Annotated in this window: 16 protein-coding genes and 2 other annotated features; of the genes, 1 reads left to right on the plus strand and 15 read right to left on the minus strand. The window is 35.5% G+C overall.

The window, feature by feature from the left end; all coding sequences use genetic code 11:
• Positions 1-4: 4 nt before the first annotated feature.
• From infC to E3U55_RS01025, 15 genes are all read right to left on the minus strand, one after another.
• Positions 5-508, minus strand: a complete 504-nt coding sequence (infC, locus tag E3U55_RS00955; RefSeq protein ID WP_134338450.1) for a translation initiation factor IF-3 — start codon at positions 506-508, stop codon at positions 5-7.
• Positions 509-577: 69 nt separating this feature from the next.
• Positions 578-722: a sequence feature (ribosomal protein L20 leader region), on the minus strand.
• 107 nt (positions 723-829) lie between these two features.
• Complete coding sequence (thrS, locus tag E3U55_RS00960) at positions 830-2,770, minus strand: threonine--tRNA ligase (protein ID WP_134338451.1); 1,941 nt, start codon at positions 2,768-2,770, stop codon at positions 830-832.
• 227 nt (positions 2,771-2,997) lie between these two features.
• Positions 2,998-3,222, minus strand: a binding site (T-box leader).
• A 50-nt stretch (positions 3,223-3,272) separates the two neighbouring features.
• Complete coding sequence (ytxC, locus tag E3U55_RS00965; RefSeq protein ID WP_134338452.1) at positions 3,273-4,085, minus strand: sporulation protein YtxC; 813 nt, start codon at positions 4,083-4,085, stop codon at positions 3,273-3,275.
• A 129-nt stretch (positions 4,086-4,214) separates the two neighbouring features.
• Positions 4,215-5,147 (minus strand): primosomal protein DnaI, encoded by a 933-nt coding sequence (gene dnaI / locus E3U55_RS00970; protein ID WP_134338453.1) that lies wholly within the window; start codon positions 5,145-5,147, stop codon positions 4,215-4,217.
• A gap of 11 nt (positions 5,148-5,158) precedes the next feature.
• Positions 5,159-6,550 (minus strand): replication initiation and membrane attachment family protein, encoded by a 1,392-nt coding sequence (locus E3U55_RS00975; RefSeq protein WP_134338454.1) that lies wholly within the window; start codon positions 6,548-6,550, stop codon positions 5,159-5,161.
• A gap of 21 nt (positions 6,551-6,571) precedes the next feature.
• Positions 6,572-7,033 (minus strand): transcriptional regulator NrdR, encoded by a 462-nt coding sequence (nrdR, locus tag E3U55_RS00980; RefSeq protein ID WP_134338455.1) that lies wholly within the window; start codon positions 7,031-7,033, stop codon positions 6,572-6,574.
• Between the two features lie 135 nt (positions 7,034-7,168).
• Complete coding sequence (locus tag E3U55_RS00985) at positions 7,169-8,185, minus strand: glyceraldehyde-3-phosphate dehydrogenase (protein WP_134338456.1); 1,017 nt, start codon at positions 8,183-8,185, stop codon at positions 7,169-7,171.
• Between the two features lie 103 nt (positions 8,186-8,288).
• A complete protein-coding gene (gene coaE / locus E3U55_RS00990) occupies positions 8,289-8,906 on the minus strand; it encodes a dephospho-CoA kinase (RefSeq protein WP_134338457.1) in 618 nt (205 codons plus the stop codon).
• A 9-nt stretch (positions 8,907-8,915) separates the two neighbouring features.
• Entirely contained in the window at positions 8,916-9,548 is a 633-nt protein-coding gene (gene ytaF, locus E3U55_RS00995) for a sporulation membrane protein YtaF (RefSeq protein ID WP_194840781.1), read from the minus strand.
• Positions 9,549-9,608: 60 nt separating this feature from the next.
• Positions 9,609-10,442, minus strand: coding sequence for a DNA-formamidopyrimidine glycosylase (gene mutM, locus E3U55_RS01000; RefSeq protein WP_134338459.1), 834 nt, complete (start codon positions 10,440-10,442; stop codon positions 9,609-9,611).
• 15 nt (positions 10,443-10,457) lie between these two features.
• Positions 10,458-13,085, minus strand: a complete 2,628-nt coding sequence (gene polA / locus E3U55_RS01005; protein ID WP_134338460.1) for a DNA polymerase I — start codon at positions 13,083-13,085, stop codon at positions 10,458-10,460.
• A gap of 68 nt (positions 13,086-13,153) precedes the next feature.
• Complete coding sequence (gene pnpS / locus E3U55_RS01010; RefSeq protein WP_134338461.1) at positions 13,154-14,863, minus strand: two-component system histidine kinase PnpS; 1,710 nt, start codon at positions 14,861-14,863, stop codon at positions 13,154-13,156.
• 2 nt (positions 14,864-14,865) lie between these two features.
• Positions 14,866-15,552, minus strand: coding sequence for a response regulator transcription factor (locus E3U55_RS01015; RefSeq protein WP_134338462.1), 687 nt, complete (start codon positions 15,550-15,552; stop codon positions 14,866-14,868).
• A 67-nt stretch (positions 15,553-15,619) separates the two neighbouring features.
• Positions 15,620-17,662, minus strand: coding sequence for a thioredoxin domain-containing protein (locus E3U55_RS01020; protein WP_134338463.1), 2,043 nt, complete (start codon positions 17,660-17,662; stop codon positions 15,620-15,622).
• A 512-nt stretch (positions 17,663-18,174) separates the two neighbouring features.
• Positions 18,175-18,408, minus strand: coding sequence for a DUF3892 domain-containing protein (locus tag E3U55_RS01025; protein WP_134338588.1), 234 nt, complete (start codon positions 18,406-18,408; stop codon positions 18,175-18,177).
• A 122-nt stretch (positions 18,409-18,530) separates the two neighbouring features.
• Between E3U55_RS01025 and E3U55_RS01030 the strand changes: the two genes are divergently transcribed.
• Positions 18,531-18,992, plus strand: a complete 462-nt coding sequence (locus E3U55_RS01030; RefSeq protein WP_134338464.1) for an NUDIX hydrolase — start codon at positions 18,531-18,533, stop codon at positions 18,990-18,992.
• Positions 18,993-19,002: the final 10 nt, after the last annotated feature.

Genomic DNA, 19,002 nt, shown 5'->3' on the forward strand with positions numbered 1-19,002 from the left:
CTCCTTATTTTTCAGCTTTAGGAGCAAGCATCATAAACATGTTACGGCCTTCCATCTTAGGTTTTGTTTCAAGTGTTGCTAGTTCGCTACACTCGTTAGCAAAACGATCTAAGACTTCTCTACCTAACTCTTTATGCGTAATCGCGCGGCCGCGGAAACGAACGCTAACTTTTACTTTATCGCCTTTTTTAAGGAATTTGTGAGCGTTACGTAACTTCGTATTAAAGTCATGATCTTCAATAGCTGGCGTTAAACGCACCTCTTTGATGTTAACGATCTTTTGGTTTTTACGTTGCTCTTTTTCCTTTTTCTGCTGTTCGAAGCGATATTTACCGTAGTCCATAATTCGACATACCGGCGGTTTAGCGTTTGGCGCAACCAACACTAAATCGAGATTAACACGATCAGCAATCTCTAAAGCTTCTTGACGAGATTTAATTCCTAATTGTTCGCCATTCGCGTCAATGAGACGTACCTCTTTAGCACGAATTCCCTCATTAACATTCATATCTCTGCTAATAGTGAGCCACCTCCACAATATTCGTAAAAAGATAAGGCATTCACGACAAGTGTTTAAACAATAAAAAAAGTGTCGGCACAATAGTTGCACCCACACGACATTTCTAAAAGAACATACTCATCTGTATGTGTCAGAAATATAGTAACCTGCCAACTGCTTCTTGCGTCGATCAGGTGAGAAGCGGGTGCTTCTACTTGTCTATCAATGACCTTATTTAATTCACTCTTAACAGTATATAACTGCACAATTAAAATGTCAAGACTTTAAAAAAGATAAAAGCAGCTACGCTTAAAGCGCAACTGCTTTGTATTATAACTTATACTGTTTAACCTCATCAACCATTTGTTGAACAAAACCTTCTAAACCAACTGTCTCACTATCTTGTTCACCGTATTTACGAGCGTTAACGGCTTCATCATTCATTTCCTTATCACCTAAAACTAATGAATAAGGAACTTTTTGTGTTTGTGATTCACGAATCTTATAACCAAGTTTTTCATCACGTGTATCCAGTTCAACTCGAATACCTTCACGACGCAAACGGTCTTCTACTTTTTTAGCGTATTCCATATGGGCATCTAATGAAACTGGAATGATTTTTGCTTGAACAGGTGCTAACCATGTCGGGAAGGCACCTTTATACTCTTCAATTAAGAAAGCAACAAAACGTTCCATTGTTGAAACGACACCGCGGTGGATAACGACTGGTCGGTGTTCTTTACCGTCTTCACCAATGTAAGTTAAGTCAAAGCGTTCAGGCAGGTGGAAATCCAACTGAACAGTAGATAAAGTCTCATCCTTACCTAAAGCTGTTTTCACCTGTACATCAAGCTTAGGTCCGTAGAATGCTGCTTCGCCTTTAGCTTCAACAAATTCAACATCCATCTCATCCATTGTTTCTTTAAGGAGCGCTTCTGCATTGTTCCACATTTCATCATTATCCACGTATTTCTCTTTATCTTCAGGATCTCTGTAAGATAAACGGAAATAGTAGTCATTAATTCCAAAGTCTTTATAAACATTTTGGATTAATTCTACTACCCGGATGAATTCATCTTTTAATTGATCTGGACGTGCAAAAATGTGAGCATCGTTTAATGTCATGCCACGCACACGCTGTAAACCAGCCAAAGCCCCTGACATTTCGTATCGGTGCATTTGACCAAGTTCAGCAATTCGAACTGGTAAATTACGATAACTGTGTAACTCATTTTTATAAACCATCATATGGTGCGGACAGTTCATCGGACGAAGTACTAAGTCTTCATTGTCCATTTCCATTTTCGGAAACATATCTTCTTGATAATGATCCCAGTGACCACTTGTTTTGTATAAATCTACACTACCTAAAACAGGAGTATAAACATGGTCATATCCTAAACGAGTTTCTAAATCAACGATATACCGTTCAATAGTACGGCGAATTGTCGCACCTTTAGGTAACCAAAGCGGTAGCCCCTGACCGACTTTTTGTGAAACAGTAAAAATATCCAGTTCTTTACCTAACTTACGGTGATCGCGCTCTTTTGCTTCTTCTAGTAAGTGTAAATACTCTTCTAACTGGCTTTTCTTTTCAAAAGCAGTACCGTAAATACGTTGTAACATCTGGTTATCACTATCTCCACGCCAATAAGCTCCTGAGATATTTAATAACTTGAATACTTTAATCTTTCCTGTGTGAGGAACGTGAACACCACGACATAGATCGAAAAACTCACCTTGTTCGTAAAACGAAATCGGTTGACCTTCAGGAATATCATCAATTAATTCTAGCTTTAAGTCATCACCAATTTCTTTATAACGCTCTTTTGCTTCCTCACGTGATAATTCTTCACGCTTAATTTCAAGTGCCTCATCAACAATCTTCTTCATCTCTTTTTCGATTTTTGGAAGATCCTCAGGTGTAATTGTTTCTTCCATATCGATGTCGTAGTAGAAGCCATTTTCTATGACAGGTCCTACACCAAGTTTAACGTTTGGATATAAGCGTTTAATCGCTTGTGCCATTAAGTGGGCTGTCGAGTGTCTTAAAACCTCTACCCCCTCTTCATCACGATACGTAATGATTTGTATATGACCGTCTTCATTTAATGGGGTACGTAAATCAACCATTTCATTGTTGAATTTACCGGCTAAAGATTGTTTCTTTAACCCTGAACTGATTGAAGACGCGATTTCTTCTGTCGTTGTCCCTTTAGGAAACTCCTTGCTATTTCCGTCTGGGAATTGGATTTGAATCATTTCAGACATCATCTAACACTCCTTTTTCTTATCTATTAAAGACTACTGTTGTATTTTGGCGCTACAGGCGGACGCTTTCCGCGGGCACGGCCTCAACTTCTCAAAACTCACTGCCGTTCGTTTTGCGTGATTTTCGGCTCGTGCTGTTCCCGCAGGAGTCGCCGCCTTTCGCTCAACTTCAACTTAAACAACATCTTTAACAGAATTTTATAAAATAAAAAACACTCATCCCTAATAATAGGGACGAGTGTTATATACCCGTGGTTCCACCCAGTTTCTGCAATGAATTGCAGCACTTTCAGACATCGTTAACGCCGATTGTACGTCAATCGCTAGCTATACCTAGTTCACAATTGATGCTCCGAGGTGGTAAACAAATAGTCATACTAGAAAGTTCTCAGCGCTACTTTCTTCTCTGTAAAGCTGTTTCCATTTGATCTTATCCTCATCAATACATTCACTGTTCATATTTTATGTAGGTATTATAACGATGTCTGAAAAGAAAATCAAGCTATTCGACAAATTTAAATGGAAATTGTTCTAGTGGGAACAATTTCATCCGCTCTTGAAAGATACTCATCATCCAATATAAATTGTGGATATGTTCATTAGAAGCATAGACATCAATTTGTTGTGGTGCTATAGATAATAATGTAGACACTAACTTCGATTGGTCATACTCTTCAATTACAGTGGTACCTGAGACCCTTCTAAAGTGTTTTAAAACTTCTTCGCGAATGGGTTGTCCATGGCTATCGAAAAAACGAATATCTTCCTTAATGTTTACAACTACTTTTGGGAGTTTAGGCTTTCTTTTGAAGACATACTCTCTTATGTCATTCATCTTATCTTGAAAATTTAATTCAAATTGCCATTCTTCGATTCCGTAACCAACAATTTCAATCCAAGCCTCTTCATTTTGAAACAATGATAAATATAAGTGCTTCATGTCCACTAACCCTCTTGTCTGATGGGTGTATAAATAATAAATCAAACGCTCGTATAAAGAAAATGATAAATCCGTATGAAGCTCTTTCGAAATAGAACTTACTGATAATACAAAAGGTATGATTTGTTCAATCTCATCATCGTGATAGTAATAAGTGTTCTTTAGTAAATAATTTGAAATTCTTGGCACGTAATAATTAACAATAAAAGGAAAAATCAAATCTACAAGGCTTGTCTGTTTTAACATCGAATAATTAGAAATCCGTACTTCACTCCCATTAATTTGTACGTTTCCATTGAATGTTGATGCTAATACAAACAGATAAAATTGATTAGCGTCTTTCTCATCTTGAAACAGAAATAGCGTCTCTTTCATGTTTCATCCCTCTTTCCACTTCATTCACAGTAATACAGTTTATGAAAGAGAATTGTAAAACATGAAAATTTAGGACAATCTTTATTTTTGTAATATAAAAAAATTAAGGAAAGGTCTTAATACCTCCTCTCAATTTCTATAGTTGTCACCTAAAACTTCTACAGGCTTACTTAATTGTGTGATTCGTTCCATAATTCTTGCAGCCTTTAATTGCTCATGATCACCTTTACCGGATTTTGATAATATGGACTCAAGCTCATCAGGCGAATAATTAGAAGTGAAAAAGACTGGTAACCTTTCCATCATTCTGAATTGTAAAATCGCCCCTAACACTTCATCCCTAAACCAAGCAGATGAAAATTCAGCACCAATATCATCTAAAATTAATACAGATGCGTTTTTAAATCGGTCAATCTTTTCATTAATAGTGGAATCATTAATCGACGCTTTCATTTCCCGTACTAATTCAGGCATATAGATGAAATAAGTATCAATTTTCCGTTCAGCGAGCGCATTGGCCAAAGCCGCTAATAAATAAGTTTTACCCACACCAAACTTTCCATATAGATACAGCCCTTTACTTGGAACCTCTTTATCACTCTCATCAAAAAATTTCTTAACTTGGGCAAAAACATCGAGACGTGCTTCCTCATCTAAATAAATCTTGTCAAAAGAAGCTTCATGTATTTCTTTAGGCATGTGTAAACTTTGAACGAACTTTTTCTTTTCGACTTCCTCCAAATGCCTTTCTTTACGCGGACACTCATGATAAATCAATTTAATTCGTCCATTTTCAAGTCTAATATCAGGTGCATAGCCTGAAACGACATTCTTACACCCTTCAAGTGAAGGACACTTTTCACATGCTTTGGATTGAACATCATATTCATATAACTTAATTAATTGCTTATTTATTTGTTCAGATGTTATTTCTGGATGTTCTTTTAAGAAAGCTTGTATTTCCGGAGAAGATAATACTTCTTGACGCATTTGATTCATCGACTGTTGAAAGCTTTCTTTTCCCTTCATCCATTTACTAAGCGCTGATTGTATTGATTCCATTTATTTCACCCTTAATGCTTCGTTTTAGAATAATTTTTAATAAACGCTTCGAGTTCTTCACGTTTCTTTTGTGATTCGCCTGTATTAATTTGTTTCTTAGGTTCTTGTGCAGGTTGTGTGCTTTTGCGTTTGTTTTTTCGTTCTTCTTCAAACCATTTCGGTAAAACTTCTTTTGATCGTTGTTGTTTTCGTTGATTTTGTGATTTCTTTTGTTTCCACGTTTCGTACATGTGATGCTCACGTTTAGCAATTTGCATCGCATCTTTCGCTGATTGAATATCTTCACGACTCCAATGAGCTGCGATGGTTTCTAAATAATTTTTTGACAGTTTGTTTCCGTTACGCTTCAATACATAATCAACTAATACATTCATGACAGGTTGTGTTAACCCGTGTTCTTCCATCATATTGGTAATCATATCGACTTCTTTCATAGATGCCCGACCGGATGACGAAAAATCCTCTAGTAATTCACGGTGTGTTATGTTATTAAAATGCTGTATTAATTGACCTTCCTTCGATTTCGGCTGCTCAGTATTTTGGTTAGTTTCAGATTGTTTATTTGTTGGTTGTTCATCCTGGCTTGCTTTTGAATACAACCGTGGTGGAACACTACCATGTTTTTTATAAAAAATATCTTTACACATATCTTGAAATTCTTTTCGGTCAAACTGTTGGTCTTCATTAATTGCCCATATTAATGCCTTCTCTAATTCAAGAAAATCGACATCGTAGACCTTGATAATCTTCTCAATATATTCAATATTAGCTTGTGTTAAGACCTTTTGAGCATGAATTTTCTGTTGAGTAAGCATCTTGTGAAGCCATTCAAGTGGTAATTGCGTTTGGATGGAAATAGACTCTTCTTCCTCAATAAGTTGATTATCAACCATGTGATTAGGATGAATAGTTGTAAATACATCATCAAAAGAATGCGTAACAGACTGTATGTTTGTTGGTAAGCTCGGGACATTGACTAGCCTTTTCTTTAATCGCAGATAGACATCTCGCCCCACGTGATGCTCTAATAGAACAGATAACATTGGGTCTTCAAAAAATCTATTAACTGAAAAAGGTCTTTGTAACACATAGTATAATGTTCGATAAGTGCCTTCCTCTTTATAGGAATGGAGTAATCCAATAGCTTCTAACTTCTTCCGAGCGTCATAAAACTCATCTAAGGTCATATTCAACATATTCATCATTTGGTGGTGTGAAATTGATGTTTGAGATTGTTGAAAATTTGATTCCTTCCACAAGGCTTGAAATACGGCCACACCTTTAATAGAAATTAGAGGTTGATATAATAGAGTTAATACTGTTTCAGCATCTTCGAAAAAGGGTTTTTCTTTAAATATTTTCATTCGGTCATTGGGCAAAAGATGCCGTATACGTTCGTTCATATCTACACCTCGTTCATTCTGTTACTTCTTGTTTTTATTAATCATTTCGTTTAATTCACTCATAAAGACGTTTATATCCTTAAATTGTCTATATACCGAAGCAAACCGTACATAAGCTACTTCATCGACCTCTGCCAGCCTGTCCATAATTAATTCACCAATATCATCGCTGACAATTTCTGAATTTCCTTGATTACGTAAATCTTTCTCTACATCAAAGGCAATTCGCTCAATTTCTTCAATTGATACAGGACGCTTTTCACAAGCTTTAATTAACCCGCGCTTTAATTTTTCACGGTTAAACTCTTCGCGAGTACCTTCCTTTTTTACAACAATTAATGGAATCTCTTCTACACGTTCAAATGTTGTAAAACGGTATTGACATGATTCGCATTCTCTACGTCGACGAATCGAGCGTCCTTCATCTATAGGTCGAGAGTCTAATACTCTTGTATTTTTAGCATCACAATTCGGGCATTTCATTTATTTTTCACTCCAGATTAGGTCATCAGAAATTCGTAAACTCTTTTTATTAGTATAACAAAAACCATAAGTAGTTGAGAATAAAAAAAGAAGCCTTGTATCAAGTAAGGCTTCTTAAATCACTTATTTATATAGTCATTTGACCATTTTGTTTTTTTTACCAACATATTTAGCTAAATCTACAATTCTGCAAGAATAACCCCATTCATTATCGTACCAAGCTAATACTTTAACTTTACGGTCCCCCATCACCATAGTAGATAGACCATCTATAATTGATGAATATGGTGAAGTCGTATAATCTACTGATACTAATGGTTCGTTATTAATAGAAAGAATACCAGCCATGTCACCTTCCATTGCATCATAAAAAGCTTGATTAACCTCTTCAGCTGTGACATCTTGGTTTAAATCAACAACTAAATCAACTAACGATACGTTAGGTGTAGGAACTCTTAAAGCTATTCCGTGTAAACGACCTTTTAATTCAGGGAGTACTTCATTAATTGCTTTCGCTGCGCCTGTAGAAGTTGGGATAATTGACTGGGTTAATCCACGAGCACGACGTAAGTCTTTGTGAGGGTTATCTAAATTTTTCTGGTCATTAGTGAATGAATGAACGGTTGTCATAAGACCTTGATCAATACCGAATTTATCATTTAATACCTTAACAACTGGAGCTAAGCAGTTTGTTGTACATGAAGCATTAGAAATAACCTCGTCATAATCTGCATCAAAGTCTTCTTCATTTACACCCATTACGATGGTGCGGTCAATTTCTTTACCGGGTGCAGAAATAATAACTCTTTTCGCGCCAGCCGTGATGTGCGCTGAAGCAGATTCCTTAGTTTTAAAAACACCTGTTGCTTCAATCACAATATCTATTTTAAGGTCTGCCCATGGTAGTTCAGCAGGATTTCGATTCGATACTTTTGAAATGTGATGACCATCTACAATGATTTCTTCATCATTAAATGTAACTTCTCCATCATACTGACCATGAACTGAATCATACTTAATTAAGTGAGCAAGAGTTTCAGTGGGATAGCTAGCATTAACAGCTACAACTTCCACTTCTTCGTCCTTCATCGCTCTACGAAATACCATTCTTCCAATACGTCCGAATCCATTTATAGCAATGCGTGTTGTCATGAAAATAACCTCCCAATACATATATGTTACACTCTATTTATTTTTCTCGAAAATAGTATAACACATTTAATATATTATAGGGGAAGTTATTTAAAATTTGTTACTACTTTTGTAGATACTTATTAGAAATTCCCCAATTTAGTAGAATTTCTATGAGTTGTTCTTTACTTCTTTCAACTGAAGCGTTATTATCAACTACTGCATCTGCTTGGTCTCGCTTTTCAGTTATAGGAATCTGTGATTGTATTCTGCTTAAAGCTTCCTCTTTACTGGACTCATCTCGCTCTGTTAAACGTTTTAATTGGGTCTCAGGATCTACATAAACGACTAATACCTTGTCCACATAATCAAAAAGTTGACTTTCGAACAATAGAGGAATATCTAATACAACGGCCTGTTCACCTTGATTAACAAAATAATCCCTTTGCCGTAACATTTCTTTTCTGATTTCTGGATGGATAAAACCATTTAACTTTTCACGTTCTTCTTGATCTTGAAAAACAATTTCCCCTAACTTCTTCCTGTTCAGTGAACAATCTTCATATAAAACTTTTTCACCGAAATGTTCAACAATTTTTTCATATGCGGGTTCACCCGGCTTAACCACATCTCTAGCTATTTGGTCAGCATCAACTACGGGAATTTTCCATTCTTTAAACATTTGAGAAATCGTCGACTTACCTGTTGCAATACTTCCTGTTAATCCAATTACGACAGACATATTGATCACCTACTTTGTGAAATTCCAAATCCCTAATAAAATAAAAATTAAGCCAGGTAAAAATGATAACTGTTGCATCCATTTAAACTGTACCATATATCGACCGGTCAAGGAGCCTAAAGCTAAGAAAAACATCGAACTGAGGCCTACCATGAATGCTGTTAAAAGGTATGGTAGTATGGTGAATGCTGCCCCAACACCGCTTCCAAATGAATCTAAAGACAAGGCAAGAGCCACGATAAATGATTCTTTACCATTAATTGATCCAGAGTGGTCAACATCAGCCATTTGAGGATCCTTAAGAATTAACCACAATGTTTTTAAATTCCAGCTGAGCGGTTCATCTTTATAATACATTCGAATCTTTTCACGTTGTTCGCCAACCCATTGCCAGATTACATATCCTCCAACAAACAAGAATATAATGCCGCCTAAATATTCGGTAATTGTTGGAGTTAGTAACGAAAAAATGCCACCTAATAAATAACCAGATAAAAAACTGCTGGATGTGACTAAACCAATAACCATATAAGTTGTTTTCTTAACTTTAATGGATTTTAGACTGTACGTAAAACCAAAAAAATAACTATCAAAACTTACAGCAAAACTAAGTAGTAAAATAATTACCCATATGTGCTCCAAAATAAAAAGCTCCCTCCATAAGGACTCAACCTATCTTATGAAAGAAGCATGTTGCACGTGTTATTTTGTAAGAGGTTGGCAATTAGGACAGAAATGTGTCCCTCTGCCTCCTACTTTAATTTTAACAATTTCAGTACTACAGTTTTTACAAGCTTCTCCCTCTTTTCCATATACCGAGATCTGAAGTTGGAACATACCTACTTCTCCCAAACTATTTAAATAAGATCGTATGGAAGATCCGCCTTTATCAATGGCATCTTGTAAAACTTTTATAGTATAAAAGCGTAATTGCTTCGATTCTTCAAAAGTGATGGTATGCGCAATTCGCTCAGGATGGATTTGACTCCAGTACAGAACTTCATCTACATAAATATTACCTAAGCCTGTCACAATGGCTTGATCAAGTAATGCAGGCTTAACTTTACGAGATGTTTTTTGAAGCCTTTTATATAGATGTTCAGGTGTAAATTCTTCACTAAATGGCTCTACACCTAATTTATTTAAAGGTGCTGTGTGTAATAATTCCTTAGGTGTTTTTAGGTGCATTGTCCCGAATTTACGAACATCTCTGTACCGAAGTTCTTTACCATCATTTAACACGAAAATGATATGCGTATGCAAATCTAATGGTTCCCCTTGATCAAAAACTCCATATTTCCCTTCCATTCTCAGGTGTGAAACTAAAGTATAATCATCTAGATTAAACATTAGAAACTTACCTAAACGATCGATATTTCTGAATGTCTGACCAATAACTTGCTGTTTAAAAGCTTCGGAATCCTGGGGTTCTTTTATAATACCTGGATAATGAATGATCACATCTTCAATTTGTTTCTTATTAATAATCGGCTCTAACGTTCGCCTAACGGTTTCTACCTCAGGTAATTCTGGCATAGCTGTATCCTTCCCTTACTTCGCGTCGTACCAAGTTGTACCGTACTCAGCATCAACAAGTAACGGCACTTTTAAGTCTACTGTATTTTCCATTGCTTTTTTAACTAAATCGTTTAATGCGTCAATATCGTCTTTAGCCACTTCAAATATTAATTCGTCATGAACTTGAAGGAGCATCTTCGCTTTAATATTAGAAGAATCAAGTTTGTCCATCACATCAATCATTGCTTTTTTGATAATGTCAGCTGCACTTCCTTGAATTGGTGTATTCATAGCAGTACGTTCTGCAAAACTTCGTTTATTAAAGTTACGACTATTGATATCAGGCAAGTATCTTCTGCGTTTCATAATCGTTTCAACAAAACCTTCTCTTTTAGCTTGCTGAACAATATCGTCCATATAGGCTTTAACCCCTGGATAACTTTCAAGATACTTATCAATGAATTGTCCCGCTTCTTTACGTGTAATTCCAAGACTCTGGCTTAAACCGTAGTCACTAATTCCATAAACAATACCGAAGTTTACAGCCTTAGCATGACGTCGCATTAACGAGTCAACTTCATCTTCTTTGACATTAAATACATCCATAGCTGTTTGAGTGTGAATGTCTTTACCTTCGTTAAACGCAGAGATCAACTTCTCATCATTAGCAATATGTGCTAAGACTCTTAATTCAATCTGAGAGTAATCTGCTGCTAGAATCACATATTCCTCTTGAGAAGGCACAAAAGCCTGGCGAATTTTTCTACCTTCTTCTAGACGAATTGGAATGTTTTGCAGATTAGGATCCGTGGAACTTAATCGGCCCGTCTGCGTTAAAACTTGATTAAAACGAGTATGAATTTTATTCGTATCATCATGAACGACTTTTAATAAGCCCTCAATATATGTGGATTGAAGTTTAGCCAATTGACGATACAGCAAAATTTTCTCTACAATCTCATGTTCATGCTGCAATTTTTCTAACACGTCCGCTGATGTTGAGTAACCTGTTTTGGTTTTCTTGATTACAGGAAGCTCTAATTCTTCAAATAATATCTTACCTAATTGCTTTGGTGAATTGATGTTGAATGATTGTCCAGCTAAGTTGTGAATGTCTTCTTCAATCTTATCTAATCGCTCGCTTAGATCTTTTTGCATCTCTTCAAGTCGATTAACATCAACCTTTACACCCTCATATTCCATATCAGCTAAAATAAGTGAAAGCGGCATTTCCAAGTTAAAAATTAACTCTTCCTGTTCATTTTTTAATACTTCTTCTTTTAATGTTGGGTAAAGTTTTCTAGCTACCCAACCTTTACGCACAATATGTTCAGACAGTACCTCGTCTTCAGGTATTTTTTGTTTTGCACCTTTTCCGTAGACTTCTTCATCATAAGACACATCGACTAACCCGTAACTTTGAGCTATGGAAGGTAAATCATGGTTGTTATTAGAAGGGTTAACAATGTATGAAGCCAGAATTAAGTCAAATTCTACTCCCTTTAAATCTAAACCTCTCCACTTTAACGCCACTTTCAGACGCTTTGTATCAGCTACAATTTTAGATTGCTTTTCGTCTTCAACCCATGCTTTAAACTCTGCAGAATTGAGGGCTACTTCAGTAGGAATGTAGAATTGACCTTGATCATTCACAAGTGCAAATCCCAAAATATCTCCTTCATGATAATTATCTTCAAGCATCTCCATAATCAAGTAATTATCTTCAGAACTAATTAAATCAGTAGAAAATTGATTAACTTTTTCAAAAGTAATGTCTTCACGTTCGACTTCTTCTTCAGAACCTTCAATACGCCCCATCAATGATTTAAAACCATATGTTTTAAATAACTCAATTAAATCTCGTGACTGGTAACCTTCATAAGATAACTGATTAACATTAATTTCAATCGGCGACTCTCGATTTATTGTGACGAGTTCTCTACTCATGAACGCATCATCTTTATGATTAATTAAGTTTTCTTTAAGCTTTTTACCGCTAACTTCATCAATGTGTTCATACAAATTCTCTAATGTTCCATATTGATTCAATAGTTTGACTGCTGTTTTTTCACCAACTCCAGGCACACCAGGAATATTGTCTGATTTATCTCCCATTAATGCCTTCAAATCAATAATTTGATCAATAGTAACACCCATTTTCTCCTTAATTTGATCGGGGTTATATTCATCAATGTCGGTAATCCCTTTTCGAGTTACCCCAACTGTGACATGATTTGAAGCTAATTGTAATAAGTCTTTATCGCCCGAATAAATAAACGTCTTTTTATTATTTTCATCAGCTTGTTTTGAAATCGTTCCAATAATATCGTCTGCTTCATATTGATTTAATTCATAATGCTTAATACCAAAAGCATCTAGAATTTCACGCATAACTGGAAACTGCTCTGACAATTCTGGAGGTGTTTTCTGTCTGCCACCTTTATATTCTTTATAAGTTTTGTGACGAAAAGTTGTTTTCCCGGCATCGAATGCTACTAAAATATGACTTGGATCTTTATCTTCAAGAATCTTTAATAACATATTAGTAAAACCAAAAACTGCATTTGTATGTACACCGTTGTCATTACTTAATAAAGGTAAAGCAAAAAATGCACGGTATAATACACTGTTTCCGTCTATTAATACAATTTCATCTGACAAAAATAACACCTCTTTATATCATTGACTCTGTTTTACAAAGTCTTTGTTTTATTAACTATTATAACAAATTAATGGGGTTGGGGTATGGAGACTGTAATGGTTGTACCTACACCAACCTCACTTTCTATATCAATGATTCCTTCATGTGCTTCTACAATATGCTTAACGATCGATAAACCTAATCCTGTTCCACCTGTTTGTCTACTTCGATCTCGATTTACACGATAAAACCTCTCAAATATTCTATCCTGCTCCTGTTTAGAGATCCCGATACCGGTATCCTTAATTTGTAACTTGGCGTAACCATCTTCTAAAAAACATCTCCAATTGATATGACCATCTTCAGGTGTATATTGAATAGAATTTGAATATAAATTTAAAACTAGTTGATAAATTCTATTGTAATCTCCTAGCACCATAAGGTCTTTAGGAACGTCAATTGTTGAGTCTATGTTTTTCTCCTCTAATTTTCGATCAACAACCAATTTCACTTCATGAATCAATTCATTGGCTGAGAAGTGAGATTTATATAAAGTAAAATCATCTTTCTCAATAGAAGATAAGTCAAGAAGGTCTTGAATCAAAGTATTTAATCGTTTCGTTTCTTTTTCAATAATACCTAAAAACTTTTTAATTACTTCTTCTTCATGCTGGTTTCCGTCTAATAATGTTTCGACAAAACCTTGAATAGAAGTGATCGGTGTTCTAAGTTCATGTGAAACGTTTGCAACAAAATCTTTCCGTACGTTCTCAAGCTGTTTAATTTTTGTTATGTCATGACAAACCACGACAACCCCTTTCCAGGTTTGGTTATCATTTTTAATTGGCGCTAAATAAACTTCAAAATAATAACCAGTTTCCGTATGAATCGTAATCTGCTTTTTGCGTTCCATAAAAATAACTTCTTGTAGTGCATCATTTAATTCTTGATGTTTGATCACATCATAATAAACTTCACCTACAAAAGGAGTCTTTGAAATGAAATTATTGATAAAAGCCTGATTAGCTAGCCGAGTAATTCCCTTTTCATTGATTAATAACAGTCCACTTTCCATGTTATTAACCACCGTTTTCAATCGATCATTTTGATTCTCATATTTAGAGGTAATATGCTGCAGGTTTCTTGCCAGCATATTAATGGATTGACTTAATTCCGAAACAATTCCATATGGTGCATCTTGAATTCGTGCATTATAATTACCCTTAGCTAATTCAGAAGCAGTTTCTGAAGCCTTCTGTATTGGTGTAACGTAATTTTCATATATTCGATTACCTAAACCCCATATGAACACACCGACCAAAAGCGCTAAACTAATAATAATTGACCAAATCGTTGTATTTAAATATTTAACAGGAACAGGCTCAGAAATGACAACTAATGAAATTTCTTCACCCACATTCTTTGTTTGAACTAACCTGGAGTCCATTTGCTCAACTTCGTCCTGCTGCAAATTTCGTTGTAATGTTTTAGTGAGTAAAGCTGTTTCTGAAGATGAAAACGTATGTAAATATTCCTGTGTGTTTCGATTCAGTACAACAACATCTATTGGAAAAGACGTATTGTAATTCTCCAATTGATTCTGAAGTTCATCGGTAGATGCCTCATCCAGCTTTATATCTGAAGCAACAAAGTTGGCATCATACTCCAGTTGTTCTTCGTAGGCTTGAACGACATAATGTCTCGCCACTTGAACAAAAATTAACCCCAGTATTAGTATAAAAACCATACTGATAACGACATATATAATTAATGTTTTGCGATCACTAAGACCTTTCATAGTTACCCCTCAAGTTTATAACCAATTCCTCTAACCGTTTTAATTAAAGTTGGCTTTTTTGGTTGATCTTCTAGTTTTTCTCTGAGGTGACTAACATGTACATCAACAATTCTTGTATCTCCAATAAAGTCAAAATCCCAAACATCCTGCAGAAGAATTTCACGTTTAACAGGTTTGTTAATTCGCTCTGCTAAATATAATAACAATTCGAATTCTTTTTTAGTAAATTCCACAGGCTGCTCTTTTTTAAAGACTTCATATGTTTCTTTATTGATCGATATATCCTTAAATGCAATAATATCTTGAGACTCGCTTGTGTTAGGTTGAGAACGTCTTAAGACTGCACGGATTCTGGCATTTAGCTCTTTAGGGCTAAACGGTTTAGTAATATAATCATCAGCACCCACGTCTAAACCTGTAATTTTGTCTTCTTCTTCACCTTTTGCAGTAAGCATAATGATTGGAACCTGAACGCCCATTTGACGTAATTTTTCGCATACTTCTAACCCGTTCATATTAGGCAACATTAAATCTAACAGGATTAAATCAAATGTATTCTGGTTAGCTAAATTTAAAGCTGACTCACCATCATGAGCAACGACGGTTTGATACCCTTCTTGCACTAAGTTGTAATCAATTAATGTGGAAATAGATTCTTCATCATCTACTATAAGAATGCGATAATCCAATATCCCCAACTCCTAGTCTCGTCTTTTGCTTATATCATATCTGTTTTCATACGGTTTGAAAAGAAAACTAAGTTTTTAAATGCCTGATTGCTTCACTCACATCTATCGTTGGTTTCTGACAAGCGAAATTTTCACAAACATATATGGTAGTTTGATCATCCATAGACCGATAACCTTCTATAAAGTACGCCAAGTCAGCAATGTTTTCATTACTTTGGGTAACGTGCCAAGTTATTTGAGGCAGAAATTGATTAGCCTTAAACTCCATAAGTTGTTTATAAGTCTCATCATTCGTTGGACTAATAGCGACCACTTCTTTTGAAGGGAACTCTGTCATCATCAAACTATTTAAAAAGAACGTACTCCCTTGTGGAATTCTTGAAAGAGCTGGATAAAAAACTCGATATTGATCCTCTACACAATCAGCGTATTTACTTTCTCCTGTTAAGCTGGCTAACCTAGATAACACGACAGTTGCAACACTGTTACCAGAAGGTGTAGCCCCATCATGAACATCTTTTTCATTAGCGATTAGCTGTTCGCTGTCTGAGCCTGAAAAGTAAAACCCTCCATGCTCTTGATCCCAAAATAAATGAATTAAATCATCAGCCAGCTTTTTGGCTTGTTTTAAATATTTTATTTCAAACGTCGTGTCGTAAAGTTCCAAATAAGCCCAAATTAAATAAGCATAATCATCTAAATAACCTTTGAACTTCACATCCCCCTCACGATAACGCGCCATAACTCGGCCATCTAAGATCAGCTTTTCCTCTACAAATTGAATGGCTTTTTCAGCCATATTAATATAATCCTCATTTCGAAAAACTTGTCCGGCTTTAGCTAGTGCCGCAATCATCATTGCATTCCATGAAGTTAACGTTTTATCATCTAAATGAGGATAAACTCTTTCTTCACGCTTTGCTAATAACTTTTGACGTGCTTGTTCTAACTTTTCATTTAAATGTTCTTGTGAAAGATTATAGTCTTTAGCAACCTGACCCATATCCGTTTTAATCAAATTTGGAATGTTCTTACCATGAAAATTACCTTCTGTTGTGATGTTATAAGTTTCAGTATATAAATCAGCCAATTCTTCTCCTAGAAACTCATAAATTTCTCTACGCCCCCAAATATAATACATACCTTCTTTACCTTCTGAATCTGCATCAATGGCTGAATAAAATGCGCCTTCAGTACTTGTCATTTCCTTTGAAACAAATTCTATAATCTGTTCACTGATACTTTTATAAGATTCATTACCAGTCAGTTGAAAAGCTTCAGTATATGCGATTAGTAAAAGCGCTTGATCATATAACATTTTTTCAAAATGGGGAACAAGCCATTCTTCATCTGTTGAATACCTTGTAAAACCAAAACCAATATGATCATAAAGACCACCTTTCGCCATCGCATTTAATGTCTTTTCCACCATCTGTTTAGCTAACGTTTTGCCAGTTTGATGATAATAACGCATTAAGAACATTAAATTATGGGGCTGTGGGAATTTTGGTGCTCCTTCAAAACCACCGTAAATGGTATCAAACGTCTTTCCCAATTCATGAAAGGCTTGATGAGTCACTTCTTTTGATGTACGTTCTTTACCCTTTTTAAAAATAACTTGATTTAATGATTTTTGTACGCTTGCTGTGACTTCTTCTATCTGTCCCGGATCATTATGATATGTATCTGATAAATGTCGAATAACATCTTTAAAGCCGGGCAATCCATACTTACTTTCCTTTGGGAAATAAATGCCCGCATAGAAAGGGATCTGTTCTGGCGTCATAAAAATACTTAACGGCCAACCGCCATGCCCGGTCATTCGTTGACACACTTTCATATAAATCGCATCGATGTCTGGTCTCTCTTCACGATCAACTTTAATGGAGACAAAATGCTTATTTAAAAGTTCTGCAACTTGTTCATCTTCAAATGATTCTCGTTCAAACACATGACACCAATGGCATGTCGAATAACCGATACTTAAGAAAACAGGTTTATTTTCCTTTTTAGCTTTTTCAAAAGCTTCATCTCCCCAAGGATACCAGTCCACAGGATTGTTTTTATGCTGTAATAAATAAGGTGATTTTTCATATTGAAGGCGATTCATACGAACACTTCCTTTCTAGTTTTAATATAAACGATATAGACTATTTCAAACAAATGAATTGGTTTTAATATAGGCTATATAATTTTGCAGTTGATTCTGTGAATCGCTACAGGCGGACGCTTTCCGCGGGCACGGCCACAACGAAGGTACATCAATGAAAAATCTCCATTGCACCTTTGCACTGAGGAAGCCTACTTCGAAGCATTCCTAGAAGACGCAGGTGCATCCCACGTGATTTTCGGCTCTTGCTGTTCCCGCGAAGAGCTGGACGCTCAAGTGTCGACGTTGGCCACAAAAGCTACTTGCTTTACTTCTTTGCGTTATTTTGCGCCGAGTAACCGCAGGCGCAGGACGTGGCCGCTTTTAGTCGACCAGGAGTCGCCGACTTTCGCTTTTCGTAAAAAATATCTATATATCATTTCTCTAATTTATCAACATTAAACATAAAAATCGTCTTAATAAAAATGTCTTGAGAATCTGTTTAGACTCTCAAGACATGTTCATCACTTTATTTAAAAGCTTTGTAAATTATCTAAGTTATTAGAAGGATCTCCATCTGCATTTCCACGAATCACTGGTCTTCCATTTCTGGCTTCACCAATATTTACGCCTTCAATCGTTCCATTTTGCACTTCTGCTAAAGCTTGTTCATAATCCAGTTCTCGCCCACTTGACGTTTTAAAATGTGTGATGTCACCATCGCCATCTTTTCTTACAGCAACGAATGTTTCTTGATTCACTTTCATCACCTTCCTTTAATCTTAAGATGTGATTATTTATAAAACTTATACATTTATTAAAAATCGATTTAGGTAAATTATCAAAATTATGTTATAATTTCTACCTAATTTGTAAAGGGGGATCATTCATGGACGCAACATTCAAAATGGATCAAATGGTCTTTAATTACCGAGTTGCTGGTGTATGCATCGAAGATAACCATGTGCTCATACATAAACAAGCCAAAGACCATCATTGGGCCTTACCAGGTGGAAGAGTTGAAGTATTAGAAGATTCTAAATCTGGAATTGTAAGAGAAATGGCTGAAGAATTGAACATTGAATGTAAAGTAGACCGACTATTATGGTTTACAGAAAATTTCTTTGAATATAAATATAGAAACTTTCATGAAATTGGTTTATTTTATTTGCTATCAACTGTCAGAGAGCATTTTCAAAAAGGTCCTTTTTTTAGCGAAGAAGGAGACCATTTAGTGTATGAATGGGTGCACATAGATGAACTTCACAAAATTAATCTATACCCAATGTTTTTAAGAACTGAACTGCAAAAATTACCGACTAACATGGAACATATAATTATTAATCAATAGATACACAATA

It is taken from the genome of Filobacillus milosensis (assembly GCF_004402015.1).
In the GTDB taxonomy this organism is placed as follows: Bacteria; Bacillota; Bacilli; order Bacillales; family Alkalibacillaceae; genus Filobacillus; species Filobacillus milosensis.